The sequence below is a fragment of the Paenibacillus sp. GSMTC-2017 genome (assembly GCF_016019935.1).
Lineage (GTDB): Bacteria > Bacillota > Bacilli > Paenibacillales > Paenibacillaceae > Pristimantibacillus.
Genome location: NZ_JAECMT010000002.1, coordinates 514,038 through 530,789, shown reverse-complemented (window position 1 = coordinate 530,789; position 16,752 = coordinate 514,038). Strand labels below are relative to the sequence as shown.

Below are 16,752 nucleotides of genomic sequence, written 5' to 3'. Positions count from 1 at the left end.
GTGTCATGCCAAACGTAAATAGTAAACCAGAAGTAATCGTATACGTAGTGTCCGATGCAGCTGGTGATACAGGCGAACTTGTCGTTCGTGCGGCAATCGCACAATTTCACCCCATACAAGCAGAAATAATTAGAACACCCTTTATTACAGATGAAGGAACGCTGGCGCGAGTAGTGGAGCAGGCTAAGATATCTCAAGCTATTGTACTTTATACGCTTGTTATGCCTCATCTCCGTGACAGTATGAAGATGTTGACTGAAGCTTGTGGTATTAATGCAATCGATCTGTTAGGTCCGCTAGTTGAAACACTAGAGCAGAAAACAGGCAAAAAGTCACGTCAAGAACCTGGATTAAACCATGTTCTTGACGCTGATTATTTCCGAAAAGTAGAAGCAGTCGAGTTCGCGGTTAAATACGATGATGCAAGAGATACATCGGGTGTACTTAAAGCTGATATTGTACTTGTAGGCGTATCACGTACATCGAAAACACCACTTTCGATGTATTTGGCTCATCAGAAGTTCAAAGTAGCCAATGTGCCATTAGTACCTGAGCTAAAGCCACCGGAAGAATTATTTAAACTTCCAAAGAAGAAGATTATTGGACTTACAATTGATACTTCTTATTTGAATGTCATTCGCAAGGAAAGACTTAAGGCGTTAGGATTGCCAAATACTGCTGCATATGCAACTACCGATCGAATCGAAAAGGAATTACATTATGCAGAGGGTATTATGAGGCAACTTGACTGCGTCGTTATTGACGTTTCACATAAGGCTGTTGAGGAAACGGCAAGTCTTATCATGGAATATGTTCGACTTCAGTAATGTACTTGCAGGATTTTTTTGTAGAACTGCCGTATATAATAATAAGGGAACAAAATTTCATAATAAGCGGTGATCAGGAATGACTGCACTTAAGCAAACCATTGTAGTGGATGCGGACGCTTGTCCGGTCAAAACAGAGATCGCAGAGACTGCACGAACATTTGGTGTTGCTGTATGTATGGTCGCCTCACATGATCATCGAATGAGCCCACAAGATGGCGTACAGATCGTGCAAGTGGATCGAAGCGATCAATCCGTCGATCTTTATATTGTCAATCATATTTCCAAAAGAGATATCGTAGTGACACAGGACTTTGGACTAGCCTGTATTTCGTTAGCAAAAGGTGCTATCGTACTTTCACCAAGAGGTGAACAATACACCGATGAAAATATTGACTATTTGATGGAACGTCGGCATGAAGGCGCTAGAATAAGGCGAAATGGTGGCAGAACAAGAGGTCCGAAAGCAATGACAACGAGCGATCGGATAGCTTTTCAACAAAAGTTGACAAAAGTTTTGCAAAACGAGCAGGAGAAACATGACGTTTAGCGAATAATATACAAAATCAAAATAACTTTATGTTCTCTCTCCTGCTTTGACTTAGATTCATCGTTAATCGTGTCTGAATAAGTAGAAACCCTTATTCAGAACCGTAAGCGTATGTGTGACTAGGATGAAGGTGATGTACGATGACATACGGTAAAATACCGGAGGACGTCATTGACGCTGTTCGCAAACGTCATGACATTGTAGAAACGGTCGGGAAGTACGTTCATCTTACGAAGCAGGGAAAATATATGAAGGGGTTATGTCCATTTCATTCTGAAAAAACCCCTTCGTTTACCGTAACACCGGAGCTTCAGATCTTCCATTGTTACGGTTGTGGAAAAAGCGGCAATGTTATTCGTTTCGTTGCGGAGATGGAGAGCTATTCTTTTCCTGAGGCTGTAAAAGTTTTGGCAGAGGAAAGTGGTATCCCGGTTACTTGGGTGTCGCAAGATGGCGGAAATGCTCCAGTTCAGGATCCTAATCGTCAAAAACTCATTGAAGCTCATGAATTGGCTTTTAAGTTTTATCATTACTTGCTAAACAATACGAAGCAAGGAGATGGAGCCAAACGTTATTTGCGTGAACGGGGATTAAGCGATCGTTTGATCGATCATTTTATGATTGGATACGCTCCTGATGAGTGGGATGTATTGGCACGATTTCTGACAAGTAGAGGGTTCGATCCCGTTTTGCTGGAGAAGGGCGGTTTATTGTCAGCCAAAAATGATGGTAGCGGATATGTAGATCGTTTCCGAAGTCGCATTATGTTTCCATTATGGGATAGTAGCGGCAAGGCGTCTGCATTCGGAGGAAGAATCATTACGGATGGACAGCCGAAATATTTAAATTCTCCCGAGACGATGTTATTCACGAAGAGCAGAACATTATATAATCTGCACAACGCGAAATCAGCCGTTAGGAAAAGCAAAGGGATAGTATTGTTCGAAGGCTACATGGATGTAATCAAATCATGGAGCGCTGGTGTATTAAATGGAGTAGCTACGATGGGGACGGCGCTAACGGATGAGCATTGCTCTATTTTGAAGCGGCATGCCGAAGAAGTATTGCTCTGTTTTGATGGTGATGATGCTGGACAAGCCGCAGTTTTCAAGTCTATTCCGATGCTTGAAGCTGTAGGACTCAAAGTAATGATTGCAATGCTACCTAAAGGGAAAGACCCCGATGATTATATAAGTGAAAACGGTCCGGACTCATTTCTTCGAGATGTTATTGATGAACCCGTGTCAGTTACAAAATTTAAGCTTATATATTCTAGGAAAAACCATATACTGCTAAAAGAAGAAGGCCGAAAAAACTATCTTTTGGAAGCGGTAGAAATTGTAGCAGAGCTTGATTCCTCTACTGAGCGTGAAGTTTATTTGAAGGATTTATCTCGTGAGTTTGACATTTCACTTGATTCCCTCAAGCAGGACTGCCATGGTATCCGTGCAGAACTGCTAAAAAAAAGACCGCAAAGGGATAATAACGACAATTCGTGGAATAATGGTAGGAATGAAAAGCGCCGTACGTCTGGAGCGCCCAAGCTTCTACCAGCTTATACGTACGCGGAGCGGAGATTACTGCATGTAATGATGCGGGATCACGACGTAGCTGAGGCTGTTCATCAGCGGATTGGCGATTCGTTTAATGTAGAGGATCATGTAGCGCTTGCTGCTTATTTATACGCCTATTATGCAGGTGGTTATGAACCGGATGCCGCTCGGTTTATTGAATCCTTGCAAGATGATCGTCTTGAAGAGACGGCGTCATCCATTTTAATGATGGACGGCGATTTCCCGTTTGACGAGACGGTAATGGATGCTTATATAGGAACGATCCAGAAGGTACCATTGCTTCGGGATATTGAACACAAGCGAGAAGAATTGGTGCGTGCTGAACGTGCTGGTGAAGCCTTAAAGGCTGCACAATTAGGACTTGAGATTATAACCCTAGAGAGACAGCTGAAAAGTTGACTTCATGAATGTTCTAGGGAGGAGGGAGTCGGAACATGGCGAACGATCAACATACTGAATTAGATGCCGAACAAAAGTTAGACCAGGTTAAAGATAGTTTAATTGAACACGGGAAAAAGAGATCCTCTTTAACGTACAAAGAAATTATTGAGAAGTTATCTCCTTTTGACCAAGATCCAGAACAGATTGATGAATTTTTCGAGCAACTTGATGATTTAGGTATTGAGGTGCTAAACGAAAATGAAGAAGAAAATCCACTTCGGGCTGCTTCTGGAGAAGAGCAAGAACGTGAAGGGGACGACTTCAACTTCGATGATGATCTGGCTTTGCCACCGGGGATTAAAATCAATGACCCTGTCAGAATGTACTTGAAAGAAATTGGACGTGTGCCACTTCTTTCGGCTGATGATGAGATTGAACTTGCTATCCGGATTGAAAATGGTGATGAGGAAGCAAAACGTAGACTAGCTGAGGCTAACCTTCGTCTAGTCGTAAGTATTGCGAAACGTTACGTAGGTAGAGGAATGTTGTTCCTAGATCTCATTCAAGAAGGTAACATGGGTCTAATTAAAGCAGTCGAAAAGTTCGATCACCAAAAGGGATTTAAATTCAGTACTTATGCAACTTGGTGGATCCGTCAAGCCATTACACGTGCGATTGCCGATCAGGCGCGTACGATTAGGATTCCTGTTCATATGGTTGAGACGATCAACAAACTAATCCGTGTTTCTCGTCAGTTGCTACAAGAACTTGGGCGCGAACCGACACCGGAAGAAATTGCAGTTGAGATGGAACTCAGCACAGAAAAAGTTCGTGAAATAATGAAGATTGCTCAAGAACCTGTATCATTAGAGACACCAATAGGTGAAGAAGATGATTCGCATCTAGGTGACTTTATTGAAGACCAAGAAGCGCTTGCGCCAGCTGATGCAGCTGCGTACGAACTTTTGAAAGAACAGCTGGAAGATGTACTCGATACATTGACTGAAAGAGAAGAAAACGTATTGCGTTTACGTTTCGGACTTGATGATGGTCGTACGAGAACATTGGAAGAAGTAGGTAAAGTATTCGGCGTTACTCGTGAGCGGATTAGACAGATTGAAGCTAAAGCACTTCGGAAATTGCGTCATCCGAGCCGCAGTAAACGATTGAAAGACTTTCTTGAATAATTAAATAGATATGACAACGACCTTTCTGCTCTTGCAGCGAGGTCTTTTTTCCAATCAGGGAATGAAACGATCTGAAAGGACACCGACGATATGAATCAGGAACGTAGGCAAATTATTGTTAGAGAGATTGATCATTGGCGTAGAAGCAAGTTGCTACCAGACCAATATTGTGATTTTCTGCTTAATTTATATGCAGATCCAGAAGAGCAAAGAGACCCAGGACCACCTTTACATACGGTTGGTAAAGCTATAGCTGCTGTGCAAAGAGCGACTGGTAAACAATGGTTGCTTACTTTTGGAACTTTTACCTTAATTTCCTTCGTTGTGCTTTATTTTAGCCGTTTTCATCCCGCATTGCAAATAGCAGTATTAGCGGCTGCTGTATTCGGTTTTTTATGGATCGGTAACCGGCTCCGAAGCCGTAGTGAAGCGGTTGGTCTTACGTTAACCGGGATAGGCATGTTGTTATTTTTAGGTGGCGGCTTACATATACAGGATCTGCATGAGCTTGATCATTGGGGATGGACAACAGGGCTTCTCGTCTTAAGTTCATTGTTTTGGATTATATATGGTATTATGACACGTATACCCGTTTTACATCTATGTGGCTGGTTAACAGGGTTACTTGTTTACGGTTGGCTGCTATCCAAGTTTACAAATACACCTAACTTTTATGAAATTCAATTGTATTGGCTCCCGCTTGCGATATTGTTTGGATGGAGCAGTTGGTTTGTACATCGTTGGACTAAGCCGGTGTCCGCTATTTTATTCGTTACTTGTGCGCTGGCATGGTTTATGCCGGAATTGTATACGTTAGTTATAGTGAAACAATCAATATGGTTGGAACTGCAGTTATTAATAAAAATCGCAATTGGTGGAGGACTTCTCTTCACGTTGCGGAAGCAATGGATGGTGTGGGTTGTATAATGATCAAATTATCAAAAAGACTGCAAAGGATTGCAGATTATATTACTATTAATAATCGGGTTGCAGATATTGGATCGGATCATGCTTTATTGCCGGTTTATTTATTGCAAAGCGGGAAATGCCCATCGGCAATAGCGGGTGAACTTAACTATGGCCCTATGCTAGCGGCTAAGAAGCAAGCGGCTGATGCTGGTTTAACAAATCGCCTGAACGTTCGTCAAGGTAACGGCTTGGCTGTTTTGGAAGCCGGAGAGGTGGATACAGTTACGATCGCAGGTATGGGTGGAAGTCTTATGAGTGAAATTCTTGAAGCGGGTTATATTGCTGGCAAGCTAGATGGTGTAAGTGAATTGGTACTTCAGCCTAATGTGGGCGAAGATGCCGTTCGTATTTGGCTTTTGAATAGAGGCTGGAAATTAAATGATGAAACCATTCTTGAAGAGGATGGTAAAATTTATGAAGTACTTCATGCAAGTAAATCTACTGATGCGGCTGAGCATAATGAGAAAATGTATGATGGTTCATTCCTGCAAATAGATTGGGACAAACCAACTTTAACATCGTATTTGATTCGTATGGGTCCTTATTTACTTCGAAATCCTCATCCTGCTCTGATTAAAAAGTGGAAGAATGAAATAAATAAAATTGAGTGGATATGCGATAAACTTAGCAGTTCAGATCTTCCAGAGTCAGCATTGAAACGGAAACAATTCCAAGCAGAAATGAAATCCATCCAGGAGGTGCTGAATTGTTTGCAAATGGACAAACAGTAATCCAATACATGGAGCAGCTTGCTCCGAAACACTATGCTGTAGAAAATGATCGAATTGGATTACAACTTGGAACTCTCAGCAAGCCTATTTCTAAAGTGATGATCGCATTGGACGTTACTGATGAGGTTGTTAATGAAGCTATTGCTGAAGGTGCAAATCTAATCATTGCGCATCATGCGATTATTTTTAGACCGTTAGCTAAGCTTGATACTTCAACTCCTGCCGGTAAGCTTTATGAAAAGCTAATTAAAAATGATATCGCAGTTTATATTTCACATACAAATTTAGATGTGGCTGATGGTGGCATCAACGATTGGTTAGCCGATCAAGCAGGTATTGAAGAAAAAGGCAGGTCATGTTTGGAAGAGGTTCATACGGATAAGCTTTATAAGCTAGTCGTGTTTGTTCCTGAAAGTCATCATGAAGTTGTCTTAGAGTCAATCTGGCGAACAGGTGCAGGTGAGATAGGCAACTACGATAGCTGTAGCTTTAACATCAAGGGGACAGGAACCTTTAAGCCGGGTGATGGAACAAAGCCTTTTATTGGTAAGCAAGGTGAGCTTGAAAAAGTAGACGAGGTTCGAATTGAAACAATTGTTCCGTATAGCTTACATCGCAAAACAGTAAATGCGATGCTTAAAGCACATCCGTATGAGGAAGTAGCTTACGATTTGTATCCTGTAGATCTTAAGGGTAGAACTTTTGGTTTAGGAAGAGCAGGAAAACTTAAACAATCCACTACACTTGGTGAACTTGCTGAATTATTAAAACAATCGTTTGATGTACCAATGCTACGTGTTGTAGGTCCACTCGATCGAGTTGTGCGTAAAGCTGCGGTATTAGGCGGCTCTGGTGCAAGATATGTAAGGCATGCCACATTTGCAGGTGCTGATGTCCTTATAACAGGAGATATTGATTATCATACGGCACATGATGCATTGGCTGCAGGCATTTCCATTATCGATGCTGGTCATAACATTGAAAAAGTAATGAAAGTTAAAGTTGCTGAATGGTTAACTGATAAGCTTGTAGAAGGGAAATATGACACTAACGTCGTTTTCTCTAAGTTAAACACAGAACCATTTACCTTTATCTAGTTAATAAGGTGCGATGTTGTAAAAAAACTAAAAATCTTATTACGAATCGGGGTTGAGCTTTCTGTTCAAACCTTGTATACTTAGTTTTCTACGGAAAGTTTGACAGACAATCGCTGGCAGCCTTGTTGCTGCGAGAGGAAAGTCCGGGCTCCACAGGGCAGGATGCTGGATAACGTCCAGTCAGCGCGAGTTGAAGGATAGTGCCACAGAAATGGACCGCCGATGGCCGCGCAAGCGGCACAGGCAAGGGTGGAACCGTGGTGTAAGAGACCACGAGGAATTTAGGTGACTACGTTCCTGGTAAACCCCATCTGGAGCAAGACCGAGAGGACGCAGCAGCCCCTAAGCTGCAGCTTTAGCCCGAGGCGCGTCCGGGTTGGTTGCTGGAGCCGTGCAGCAATGTACGGCCTAGATAGATGATTGTCGCTTTACAGTGGGAGGGTCGTTCCCGTTATGACCACTAGAAGTACAGAACCCGGCTTACGGCAAACTTTCCGCACGACCTAAATAACTAATCATTACACAAATAGAGGGCGCCTTTCATCAATAAGATGAAATGGCGCCCTTTGTGTTGTTAACTTAATTAACTTGATTATTTGGTTAGACGTGCGAGTTTACGTTTCACTTGCTGCGGAAATGTTTGCAACGCACCACTATAAGTCGATGCAGCATGAAGCGCCTTGTCCACATCTATTTCACCATAGCCGAAATAAATATCTTTACCACTTGCCCCAAGATCTCTGGCGGAGACACGCATAATTTCCATAACTTCTACATTTGTTAAATCGGGATTCACTGATCGAATCAATCCAGCCAGTGCAGCAACATGTGGGCTAGCCATAGATGTACCTGACAGCGCCGCATATTGGCTACCAGGATAAGTGCTTGCAATACTATCCCCAGGTGCTGCTACATCAATATAATTACCAAAGTTTGAAAAAGAAGCTTTTTCTTTCTTACTATTGGTTGCCGCTACTGCGAATACTTCTGGATAAGCAGCTGGAAAACCAGGACGTTCTGTATTATCGTTACCACTGGCAGCGATTAATACGACGTCTCGTTCATAAGCATATTTGATCGCGTCATGCAAGAAATCAGCTTGAGCATAGTTGCCTAAACTCATGTTAATGACTTTAGCGCCATGATCAACTGCCCATATGATGCCTTGTGCGACAGAGTAGGTAGAACCGGCTCCACTGCTGTCCAGTACCTTAACGGGCATAATTTTGTTATACCAAGAAACCCCTGCAACTCCTTCTCCGTTATTGACTGCTGCGCCAATAATACCAGCAACGTGAGTACCATGACCAACATCATCATTGGGAGCAGCATCCTTGCTCACGATATTCATACCTTTAACAAGTCGATCTTTCAAGTCTGGATGATTACTTTGTACTCCGGTATCTAAGACAGCGATTACTACTCCTTCGTCGCCTGTAGAAACAGTCCAGCCACTTTCAGCTTTAATAGAAGGTAAATTCCATTGATATTTAGAATAAAGCTCGTCGTTTGGAGTAACTTTATTTGCTTCATTATGATTTTCATTTGTAAGGTATAGATAGTGTGGTTCTACATATTCAGGATTCCAATTTTGCTTGAAATATTCCATCAATACTTTCGCTTCTAACGTTTTTGAGCGGAAAACATAGGTGTCGCCCATTTGTTGAACCGACTCCATATTTATGTCTTTTCGTATTCTATCCAAGTCTTGTTTATTAAGTTGTTTTCTTACATGTACAACAGCATCGCGATTATGATAATGACTTGCATTGCCGTTGTCCTCACCTGTACGAACGGTTGTATCAATTGTTGAGTTTGGTAAAACAGATTCAATTTTATAGTTACCTTCTGAAGGGTACGGAATTAATCGCAAATTTCTTTTTTGATGAAGCTCAACGGCCTTTAGTATGTCTTGTTTAATGACTCCGATGACACCTGTTCCCTTGGTTTGAATGCCAGGTTCACCAATGACAACATATCGACTTCCATCGGCACCTTCAAAGGATGGAGACTCGTATGAAGAGCCTTTAACTACCTTTGCTGATGCTTCTGTTACATACTTTTTAGCTACTTTCGATTTGGAAGCTGGTAGTTGTCCATGTTGAGCTTTTTGATTAGTTCCTACCCAGCTAACGTAACTTAGATGAGAATGTTCGTTCATTAAAGCTTGAATGACATCAGAAGCTTTTTTGGATGAATTTGCACTGCTTCGCATAATGTTACGGAAATCTTTTTTAGTTTCAGACGTAATTAGTAATGAGGTGTTATTCATATCGCTTTGTAGTGTGGCAAGCTTAAGTTTCTGTTCTTTGCTTGCTGAGTGAGATAAAGGTTGGAGTTGCTCCTTTTTTGGCGATGGTGTGAACATTAAAGCGACAGGTATTAGTAGTGCTGCTGCGGCAACAATGGCGCCAGCTGTTAACCATGATTTGCGCATTTGGCTTCTCCCCCAGTACGGAATGATTTATCGGACCTTCTTCTCTATAGATTCCGAATGATGGGATGAAATTATGCGGACAAATCAATAAACGCCAGTACCGTTTCTATGGAAAATGTGGTACGATATTGGTGTTTATAGTTTTTTGTTTGGAATTAGGAAAGGGGATTCATCACCATGCCATCTACTAATGTCAAAGCTCTAACTGAATCGACGAGAGAAAAGCTTAAAGGGGCTATTGCTCAGATTGAACCATTTTTGAATAATTTTGCATTACCCCAACTGACCGGAGAAGATGGAGGAGAAGGTGCGGAGCTCTTCTACAAAGGCTTGTTGTCTGATCTACGGCATTTGTTGGTATATTCTGAAGTTACCGGTGAAAAATTGGGTGTCCTACTTAGAAGACCTAATTTCGATATCGAACAGGGCGAGCGTGTATTATATGAAGTGTATCACCATTCAGTAAATGCCTTTTTCTATCCTAAAAATGAATGTTATTCTGAAGATGGCCGTTATGCTTACACTGGACAAGATGCTATACGTTTCAGATACAAACCGATTCGTGAAGCACGTAACGTCATTCTTGGAATATCGAAAATTTACGAAGAACTACGTGATGATCTTTCCTATTATGAAAGCGACTATATGACTGCACGTCGTATGCAAGGACAAAAATAAGGCAGAATGAATCACCTCCGCTCGAGGGACACTGAGTAGCGGAGGTGATTTTTTTATGCCACAAGGCGTATCTTGTAGTGTCGCTAATTGTACTTTTTGGAAAGAAGGCAACAACTGTGGTGCAAATGAAATAACTATCGACATCGATCAGCACTCATCCCATTCGTTTCATGAAGAATTTGCAGGTGATGAACTTGGTTTATTTCACCAAGATCAAGCTTTGCAATCTGCTGCCACTTGCTGCCACACCTTTAAACCGAAGGAGTGATGTCCGAATGAACGAGATTAATCATCGAAACGATGAACAAGTAAAACGCACTCACAAAAAGGATTACGAAAAAACGTTTCCAGCTACCAATAGCGGTTTTCCGAATCAGTTGGATAATGTTAACGAGGAAGTGGGAGCTGACTTTGCCCACGGACTACCAGTTCCATCACCAAATTCAGTTCGAGTAGATAACCGGTCTTATGATGTAGTTGAAGATGTCGATGTAAATACGAGTAGCAGTACTTTAGGTTATGTATCACTTATATTTGCTATCGCCTCATGGTTTATTTGGCCAGTATTAATGGGGGCTACCGCGGCTGTTCTTGGTTATTTGGCTTATCGTCAAGGATCACAAGGACTTGGTGGATGGGCGATAACAATTGGATTAATCGCTGTTGCACTTAACGTTATCATTGTACCGTTATACTATGCATTAACGTAAATCGTTGAATAAGTTCCTCCTCTAACAAGGGGAGGAACTTATTCATGTGATGCTTTCGATTACAATGGCTATTGTATATGATAGAATAGAATGCTAAGTATCGATAAGTAGACACTTCATTATTCAGGTGGGAGGAAAATGATGATTATTGAGTTATCGCATGTATCTTGGGAACGCGGAGACGATACGATTCTGAAAGACATTAATTGGTCGGTTAAAGAACATGAGCATTGGTGCTTATTAGGACTTAATGGTTCAGGCAAAACAACCTTACTAAATTTAATCAATGGATATATTTGGCCAACAGCTGGGCAAATTAATGTTCTTGGACATAAGTTTGGCGAATATGACTTACGTTTACTTCGTAAAAACATTGGGTGGGTAAGCACTTCTCTTCAGCAAAAGCTGCATGGAAGTGATAAGGCTCTAGAAATAGTTGTTAGTGGCAAACATGCAACGATTGGTATTTATGATCCTTATGATGATAATGATTGGAATAAAGCTGATGCTTTGATGAACAGATTAGGTTGTAGTCACCTGAAACAGCGTACATACGATACACTCTCGCAAGGGGAGCGTCAACGAGTATTAATAGCACGAGCATTGATGAATGATCCTAAATTGCTCATATTGGATGAACCGTGTACAGGGTTAGATATTTTTGCTAGAGAACAATTACTACATATGATTTCATCAATTGTGAATACTGAAAATGCACCTACATTAGTATATGTCACTCATCACATAGAAGAAATTTTGCCTTGTTTCACACAAACTTTACTTGTTAAGCAAGGTGCGATTTACGCAGCAGACCAGACAGAACATGTATTAGCATCAGAACGAATGAGTGATTTTTTTGATGTGCAGGTAAATATTGAAAAAAGAAAAGATAGATATTGGCTTTCGGTCATAGGTGAAGAATGGAGATTATAATTGAAAATCCTTCTAAACCTAAGAAACTATTATTTTGGTTTCGCAGTCGATATGATGTAAGACATTGTTATGAGGGTAATACGACAAGAGTTGCGGCTGGTGCTGCTGCATTTTTCAGTATGTTAGCAATGGCAGTAGCAGTTATAGGAATGCCAACAGGTCTCGGGACAGTGTTGGACATGATTATTTTTCTTGTTGCTAATGGAGCTTTGCTGAGTATTGTGACATTTATCTTTACTTATATCTTTTCGTTACTATATTTACCTCTTCCTCGCAGATTATTGGCGGTATGGTTTTATAATAGTGTTCAATCCTTTATTATTTTGCACATTACTGAGCTTGGAGTTTGGATGTCTCTAGGCTTGAGCTTACTATACGCAAATATTGCAGTTATAGCATCTATTGGTGTTGCCGCGCTAATGCAGATGAAATTGAAATGGCTATTCAAAGTTAGTATTGCTAGTGCAGCAGCAATTATGATTGTTACTCTTGCAATTATTTCTGATTGGCCAACACCTGCTCCACATCCGATACGATCTGGTACTGTGGCGAAATTGTCATCATCAATTGTAAAAGGGATGGCTGCTGACCCTTCATTGCAGGGTGAATACAACGTAAAAACGTTTAGTTATGGAAGCGGATTAGATAAACATCGAACTATTTTTGGTAATGATACGGATGTTATCTCTTCTTCTGTGGATGCTACTGAATATATTACGGATTGGTCTAGACTCAAAACATTGTTTTGGAGATTTGATGAACATGATCTGCCTATAAATGGACGTGTTTGGGTACCGGAAGGAAAAGGACCTTTTCCTTTGGTATTAATTGCTCATGGGAATCATCTTATGGAATATTTCTCCGATGATGGATACGAATATTTGGGACAGTTACTTGCGAGTAGAGGGATGATCGCTGTATCTGTAGATGCTAACTTCATGAACTTCTCTGTATGGTCTAAAATACCGAATGACGATATGAAAATGAGAGCATGGTTACTACTTAAACATCTACAACACATTCAAGGAATGGATAGTGGACACATTGCAAATAATCCATTACAGGGAGCAGTCGATTGGTCTAACATAGCATTGGTCGGGCATTCAAGAGGTGGACAGGCAGTCGCAATGGCAGCGGACAAAAAGAAATGGTTTGCTGATGATAACTCACTTGCAAGTTTAGATAACGTAACGATTCAATCTGTTGTAGCCATTGCCCCAACAGACAAAAGAGTGGACGAAAAGTCTGCGAATTTAGAAAATGTCAATTATTTAACGTTACAGGGTGCAAGGGATGCAGATGTTAACGTTTTTTATGGAGATCGGCAATATAATAGAGTGACTTTTGATGAACGGTCGGAGAGGTTTAAAGCATCCATTTACATAGGAGATGCCAATCACAGTCAATTTAATGAGGATTGGGGGAGCAATGATGAGCGGCTTCCAGGTGGATTATTTTTGAACAAAGAAGGAATGCTTACACCAAAGAATCAACGTCAAATCGCAAAAGTTTACATTTCTGCATTTCTAGAGGCTACTCTTCATCAGAAATCGGAATACAAAGCGTTATTCCAAGATTACCGTAGCGGAGAAGAATTTCTACCGCATACAACGTATATGGGTCGATACGAAGGGGCCGACTTTGTTGCAATTGAACGTTTTGAAAGGATAAATACAAATATTCTTTCTACTTCGGCATCAAATATGGTCAAGAAAGAAAAAGAACCATTAAAAGATCGAGATAATAATAGTAAAGGAACCGACGGGTTGGTATTACAATGGGATAAGGCCCCGGCATCGTTTGAGATGAATCTATCCAATGGATTATCAAACCGATTAGGGGATGTAAGTAATGGTAGTATTGTATTTTCAATGGCGAATATGGAATGGCATCTTTTGCGTACTTATAATGAAGAAAAAAAATTAAAAGATACTGAAAATGTGGTAAATGAACAAGGGAAGTTAACTACGCTGCCATCTTTACCTGAGGTTGAGGTAGTAATTAATACGAACTCAGGTAAAGAAATTAGTATAGTGCTTAATGAATTTATGCCTGTGCAGTCGCCTATATACAGTTCATTTATATCTATGGGATTTTTGGAGCATCACATAAAAGAAAACAAATATAACGAAGCGGCAGAAGCAACGATGCACACCTATATTATTCCCATCGAAAAATTTAAAGGTGTTAATACGACAAATAAAACAGATGCAATCGGAACCAATGATCTTATGGAGATTAAGTCAATTAAGTTTCGTTTTAATAGTAATCAAGGTAAAGTCATGATCGACGATATCGGTTATTTATCAAAAGGGGGTACCTATGTCGAGTACAACAACTGAATGGCAGGAAGAGCAGTTACGTGTTGTTGAATTAAACAAAGTAATTACGAAGAGAATTTCATTTTTACAAGATCAAATGAGTGGGTCGAGAAGTGAGATCGTCGATGTTCGTAAAAATTTCTGGGACGACGTGACAGTCAACTTCGAAGATGCCGCTGAGGAAGCAGAAACATTTGCCAGTATGAAGCAGCAAGCGGAGATATTGTCTGAGCGGGAAAGAAGCTTTAGGCATATGGAACAGCAGCTGGCTACATTGCTCAGATTACAGCAGTCTCCTTATTTCGGCAGAATCGACATTAAAGAAGATGGTAGTCCAAAAAGCGATTGTGAATCGATTTACCTCGGAATTGGTTCCATGCTGGATGATTCTGGCGAAAACTATCTTATTTATGATTGGAGAGCACCCGTTTCAAGTCTGTATTATGATTATGGTCCTGGTCCAGTGAAATATGAGACGCCTGGCGGCGAAGTTCGCGGAGAAATGACACTTAAGCGTCAATATATCATTCGTGAGGCCCAAATTAAAAGTATGTTTGATACGGGAGTCACGATTGGTGATGAACTGCTGCAAGAAGTACTTGGCAGACAATCCGACGCTCAGATGAAAAGTATCGTAGCTACGATCCAACAGGAGCAAAATCGGATTATACGTAATGAAAAAGCTAAACTTTTAATTGTTCAAGGAGCAGCAGGCAGTGGGAAAACATCGGCTGCACTTCAACGGGTTGCTTATTTACTTTATCGCTATCGCGGTTTGCTTCAAGCGAATCAAATCGTATTATTTTCGCCAAACCCGATGTTCAATAGCTACGTGTCTACCGTTCTTCCGGAACTAGGTGAACAAAATATGGCGCAAACGACGTATCAGCAATATTTGGAACACAGACTAATTAGAGACTTTGCGCTAGAAGATCCATTTACACAAATGGAATATACGCTTACATCACATGATGAAGCAAATTATAAAGCAAGAATGGACGGCATTTCCTACAAATCAGAAGTTGCATTTATGGAGCTTATGGACGCGTATACTGTGGCACTTGGTCACTCAGGTTTGCTTTTCTCTTCAATCATTTTCCGAGGTCGGGCAATTATTAAGAAGGACTTGATTGCCGAACAGTTTTATCAAATGGATTCAAAAGTGTCTATCCCGAATCGATTGAATGAGTTAACTAAGTGGCTGCTTAAAGAGCTCACTCGTTTAAGTAAACTTGAACGGGAGAAAAAATGGGTAGATGATGAGATAGAATTGATGGATCAGGATGCATATGTGCATGCTTTCCAAGAGCTCAGAAAGAAAAATAAATTTACAGAATCATCGTTTGATGATTACCGTGCGGAAAGAGATTTCCTTGCCGTTGAAATCGTTCAAGAAAAGTTCAAAACGATACGGAAAAGAGTGAAACAAGGTAAGTTTTTGAATGTACCTGCTATATATAAAGCGTTGTTCCAAGGTAAGGGACAGGTTCAATCATTAGTTAAACAGTCAACAAATTTGGCGATTGAACTTCCTACAAACTGGGGAGCTATTAGCGATGTGACGTTGTCTAGCTTGGAAGCGGGAATAATGCCTTATGAGGATGCAACTCCATATTTGTATTTAAAGGAGAAGCTTGAAGGTTTCCAGACGAATACTACAGTTAAACATCTTTTCATTGATGAAGCACAAGATTATTCAGCCTTCCAATATCATTATTTGAAAAAAATATTTCCGAATTGCAAAATGACCGTATTAGGCGATTATAATCAATCTATCTTTACACATTCAGGTTCTGGAAACATATTCCATGCGTTATCACAACTATACGATACGAGTGAAACAGAAAAGATAGTGCTGAGTCGCAGTTATCGTTCGACGCGTCAAATTGTACAATTTACGAGTAAGATGATTCAAGGTGGGGATCAGATCCAATCATTTAATCGAGATGGCGCTGAACCAGCTATAACTAAGTTCGACCATGAAGCAGGTCTTATTAATAAAGTCGGCGAACAAATGAATGAATGGATCACTTCGGGTTATGAATCTGTCGCACTGATTTGCAAAACAGCCGAGGAAGCAAAAAAAATAAGCCTGCAGTTACAGGCAATTTGCCCGGAAATGAGACTTATTGAACAGGAGACGGTAACGTTCCAGAAAGGAATTGTCGTCATACCGTCGTATTTGGCGAAAGGTGTGGAGTTTGATGCAGTTATTATTTGCAATGCGTCAAGCGAAGTATATTCACTAGAAAGCGAACGGAAGTTATTCTATACCGCCTGTACTCGTGCTATGCATGAACTGCATCTATATTATACAGGCGAGTTGACGCCATTCTTGGAATAAATCAACGTACAAT

Annotated in this window: 14 protein-coding genes and 1 other RNA gene; 14 read left to right on the top strand and 1 reads right to left on the bottom strand. The window is 40.8% G+C overall.

Annotated elements, in window-relative coordinates:
- Nucleotides 1-5 precede the first annotated feature (5 nt).
- The 8 genes from I6N90_RS09900 to rnpB all read left to right on the top strand — a co-directional run bounded on the left by I6N90_RS09900 (nucleotide 6) and on the right by rnpB (nucleotide 7,814).
- Nucleotides 6-827, top strand: a complete 822-nt coding sequence (locus tag I6N90_RS09900; protein WP_197935349.1) for a pyruvate, water dikinase regulatory protein — start codon at nucleotides 6-8, stop codon at nucleotides 825-827.
- 79 nt (nucleotides 828-906) lie between these two features.
- Nucleotides 907-1,377: a YaiI/YqxD family protein gene (locus I6N90_RS09895; RefSeq protein ID WP_197935348.1), complete on the top strand. Its 471-nt coding sequence runs from the start codon at nucleotides 907-909 to the stop codon at nucleotides 1,375-1,377.
- A gap of 140 nt (nucleotides 1,378-1,517) precedes the next feature.
- Nucleotides 1,518-3,350 carry a DNA primase gene (dnaG, locus tag I6N90_RS09890; RefSeq protein ID WP_197935347.1) on the top strand — a complete coding sequence of 611 codons (1,833 nt, stop codon included), beginning with the start codon at nucleotides 1,518-1,520 and terminating at the stop codon, nucleotides 3,348-3,350.
- Between the two features lie 35 nt (nucleotides 3,351-3,385).
- Nucleotides 3,386-4,519 (top strand): RNA polymerase sigma factor RpoD, encoded by a 1,134-nt coding sequence (rpoD, locus tag I6N90_RS09885; protein ID WP_197935346.1) that lies wholly within the window; start codon nucleotides 3,386-3,388, stop codon nucleotides 4,517-4,519.
- A gap of 90 nt (nucleotides 4,520-4,609) precedes the next feature.
- Nucleotides 4,610-5,446, top strand: coding sequence for a hypothetical protein (locus tag I6N90_RS09880; RefSeq protein WP_197935345.1), 837 nt, complete (start codon nucleotides 4,610-4,612; stop codon nucleotides 5,444-5,446).
- Nucleotides 5,446-6,219 carry a tRNA (adenine(22)-N(1))-methyltransferase gene (locus tag I6N90_RS09875; protein ID WP_197935344.1) on the top strand — a complete coding sequence of 258 codons (774 nt, stop codon included), beginning with the start codon at nucleotides 5,446-5,448 and terminating at the stop codon, nucleotides 6,217-6,219. The genes I6N90_RS09880 and I6N90_RS09875 overlap by 1 nt, the downstream gene beginning before the upstream one ends.
- On the top strand, nucleotides 6,195-7,316 hold the full coding sequence (locus I6N90_RS09870; protein ID WP_197935343.1) for a Nif3-like dinuclear metal center hexameric protein: 1,122 nt from the start codon (nucleotides 6,195-6,197) through the stop codon (nucleotides 7,314-7,316). The genes I6N90_RS09875 and I6N90_RS09870 overlap by 25 nt, the downstream gene beginning before the upstream one ends.
- 94 nt (nucleotides 7,317-7,410) lie before the next feature.
- An RNA gene (gene rnpB / locus I6N90_RS09865) (RNase P RNA component class A) lies at nucleotides 7,411-7,814 on the top strand.
- 94 nt (nucleotides 7,815-7,908) lie between these two features.
- On the opposite strand, the gene I6N90_RS09860 is transcribed toward rnpB, so the two are convergent.
- Complete coding sequence (locus tag I6N90_RS09860) at nucleotides 7,909-9,753, bottom strand: S8 family peptidase (protein ID WP_197935342.1); 1,845 nt, start codon at nucleotides 9,751-9,753, stop codon at nucleotides 7,909-7,911.
- 177 nt (nucleotides 9,754-9,930) lie between these two features.
- Here I6N90_RS09860 and I6N90_RS09855 point away from each other — a divergent pair, with 177 nt between their 5' ends.
- The 6 genes from I6N90_RS09855 (at nucleotide 9,931) to helD (ending at nucleotide 16,739) form a co-directional block, all read left to right on the top strand.
- The gene (locus I6N90_RS09855; RefSeq protein ID WP_197935341.1) at nucleotides 9,931-10,431 is read left to right on the top strand and encodes a YpuI family protein; all 501 of its coding nucleotides are present in this window, start codon (nucleotides 9,931-9,933) and stop codon (nucleotides 10,429-10,431) included.
- 55 nt (nucleotides 10,432-10,486) lie between these two features.
- Nucleotides 10,487-10,699: a DUF1540 domain-containing protein gene (locus tag I6N90_RS09850; protein WP_197935340.1), complete on the top strand. Its 213-nt coding sequence runs from the start codon at nucleotides 10,487-10,489 to the stop codon at nucleotides 10,697-10,699.
- A 7-nt stretch (nucleotides 10,700-10,706) separates the two neighbouring features.
- Entirely contained in the window at nucleotides 10,707-11,141 is a 435-nt protein-coding gene (locus tag I6N90_RS09845; RefSeq protein WP_197935339.1) for a hypothetical protein, read from the top strand.
- Nucleotides 11,142-11,282: 141 nt separating this feature from the next.
- A complete protein-coding gene (locus tag I6N90_RS09840) occupies nucleotides 11,283-12,074 on the top strand; it encodes an ABC transporter ATP-binding protein (protein ID WP_197935338.1) in 792 nt (263 codons plus the stop codon).
- Entirely contained in the window at nucleotides 12,062-14,416 is a 2,355-nt protein-coding gene (locus I6N90_RS09835) for an alpha/beta hydrolase family protein (RefSeq protein WP_197935337.1), read from the top strand. Before I6N90_RS09840 ends, I6N90_RS09835 begins: the two co-directional genes overlap by 13 nt.
- The gene (gene helD / locus I6N90_RS09830; RefSeq protein ID WP_197935336.1) at nucleotides 14,397-16,739 is read left to right on the top strand and encodes an RNA polymerase recycling motor HelD; all 2,343 of its coding nucleotides are present in this window, start codon (nucleotides 14,397-14,399) and stop codon (nucleotides 16,737-16,739) included. The genes I6N90_RS09835 and helD overlap by 20 nt, the downstream gene beginning before the upstream one ends.
- Nucleotides 16,740-16,752 lie beyond the last annotated feature (13 nt).